Source organism: Promicromonospora kroppenstedtii DSM 19349, assembly GCF_000515355.1.
In the GTDB taxonomy this organism is placed as follows: Bacteria; Actinomycetota; Actinomycetes; order Actinomycetales; family Cellulomonadaceae; genus Promicromonospora; species Promicromonospora kroppenstedtii.
On sequence record NZ_KI911701.1, the window covers coordinates 11,541 to 13,747 of the forward strand.

The 2,207-nt window shown below is 74.5% G+C and carries 1 protein-coding gene and 2 pseudogenes; all 3 read right to left on the minus strand.

The features are described from left to right. Positions 1 to 252: pseudogene (locus tag PROKR_RS18385) on the minus strand (AEC family transporter); the annotation flags it as partial. 22 nt (positions 253 to 274) lie between these two features. Next, positions 275 to 1,603, minus strand: coding sequence for an enolase C-terminal domain-like protein (locus PROKR_RS18390; RefSeq protein ID WP_036965522.1), 1,329 nt, complete (start codon positions 1,601 to 1,603; stop codon positions 275 to 277). Next, a pseudogene (locus PROKR_RS18395) lies at positions 1,600 to 2,207 on the minus strand (aldehyde dehydrogenase (NADP(+))); the annotation flags it as partial. The gene PROKR_RS18390 and the pseudogene PROKR_RS18395, both read right to left, overlap by 4 nt.

The window sequence follows — 2,207 nt, forward strand, 5'->3', positions numbered from 1 at the left end:
GGCGACCAGCGCGTACAGCAGCCCCGTGGCCGCCGCCGTGATCAGCGCGATCGGGGTGTAGGTGCGCAGCACGGCGCCCAGGTCGGCGTCGGACATGAGCTGGAACATCAGCGCCGGGTTGGTGATGTAGTACACCAGCGGTGCGATGCCGCGCTGCATGGCGTGGGCCTCGCCGGGCAGCAGCCACGCCGCGACGAACCCCACGCCCACCAGCACGAGCACGATCGCGAACCCGAGCAGCACCCCCGTCACGGCCAGGCCACCGGAGGGCGCCTCATCGCACGAGGCACGGGCGCTTCGGGTCGAACTCCCACTCCGGGACCAGGTACTGCATCGCGACCGCGTCGTCGCGGGCGCCGAGCCCGTGCTCCAGGTACAGCGCGTGCGCGGCGGCCAGGCGCTCGCGGTCGAGCTCGACGCCCAGGCCCGGCGTCGTCGGCACCTGGATCTCGCCGCCCCGGATCTGCGGCGGGGCGGTGGTCAGGCCCTGCCCGTCCTGCCAGATCCAGTGCGTGTCCAACGCGGTGATCTCGCCGGGCGCCGCGGCCCCGACGTGCGTGAACATGGCCAGCGAGATGTCGAAGTGGTTGTTGGAGTGCGATCCCCAGGTGAGCCCGAACTCGTGGCAGAGCTGGGCCACGCGGACCGAGCCCGCCATGGTCCAGAAGTGCGGGTCGGCCAGCGGGATGTCCACGGCGCCCGCCCGCACGGCGTGCGCCATCTCCCGCCAGTCGGTGGCGATCATGTTGGTCGCCGTGGGCAGCCCGGTCGCCCGCTTGAACTCGGCCATGACCTCCCGGCCGGAGAACCGGCCCTCCGCCCCGCAGGGGTCCTCCGCGTAGGCGACGACGCCGTGCATGCGCCGGCCCAGCCGGATCGCGTCCTCGAGCAGCCAGCCGCCGTTGGGGTCGAGCGTGATCCGGGCGTCGGGGAACCGCCCCTTGAGCGCCACCACCGTGTCGACCTCGAGGTCACCGGCCTGCACGCCGCCCTTGAGCTTGAAGTCGGTGAACCCGTACCGCGCCGCGGCGGCCTCGGCCAGCCGCACCACGGCGTCGGGCGTCATGGCCTCCTCGCGGCGCAGCCGCCCCCACGCGTCGGACTCGTCGTCCCCGCGCAGGTACGGCAGGTCGGTCGCGCCCGGGTCGCCCACGTAGAACAGGTAGCCGAGCATCGGCACGGCTGCGCGCTGGACGCCGTCGCCGAGCAGCTCGGCCACGGGCACGCCGAGGTCCTGGCCGTGCAGGTCGAGCAGCGCCGACTCCAGGGCCGTGACCGCGTGCACCGTGGTGCGCAGGTCGAAGGTCTGCGGCCCGCGCCCGCCGGCGTCGCGGTCGGCGAAGGTGCGGGCGACGTCGCGCAGCAGGGAGCGGTACCGCGCCACCGGCTGCCCGACGACGACCCGCCCGGCCTCCTCGATCGTGGACCGGATCTGCTCCCCGCCGGGCACCTCGCCCAGGCCGGTGCGGCCGTCGGAGTCGGTGACGATCGCGACGTTCCGTGTGAAGTACGGGGCGTGGGCGCCGGACAGGTTCAGCAGCATCGAGTCGTGGCCCGCCACGGGCACGACCTCGACGGCGGCGATCGTGGGGTGCGCGCTCACCGGGCGGCCTCCGCCGCCTCGGTCTCGACGTCACCGGTCCCGGTGGCGCCGAGGACGACGTCGAGCACCCCGTCGACCCGCCGCGTCAGGTGCCACGGGTTGCCCGACCGCAGCGGCTCCGGCAGCAGGAACTCCGGGAGGTTCTGGTAGGCCACCGGGCGCAGGAACCGCTCGATCGCCAGCGTGCCCACCGAGGTGGTGCGCCCGTCCGACGTCGCCGGGAACGGGCCGCCGTGGACCATCGCGTGCCCCACCTCGACGCCGGTGGGCCAGCCGTTGGCCAGGATGCGGCCGGCCTTGCGCTCCAGCACGGGCAGCAGCGCCGTCGCGGTCTGCTGGTCGTCCTCCGTCAGGTGCAGCGTCACGGTGAGCTGGCCCTCGAGCCGCTCGACGGCGGCCAGCAGCTCGTCAGGGCCGGAGTACCGGACCACGAGGGAGGCCGCGCCGAAGATCTCGGCCTGCAGCACGGGGTTGCTCAGCAGCGTCGGCACCGTGCTGGCGAAGACGGCGGGCGCGGGGGCGTTGCGCGTCGCGCCCGGGGACCCGGCCCCGAGCAGCGTGACGCCGTCCTGCGCGGCGAGCGTGTCGACGCCGTCCTGCCAGG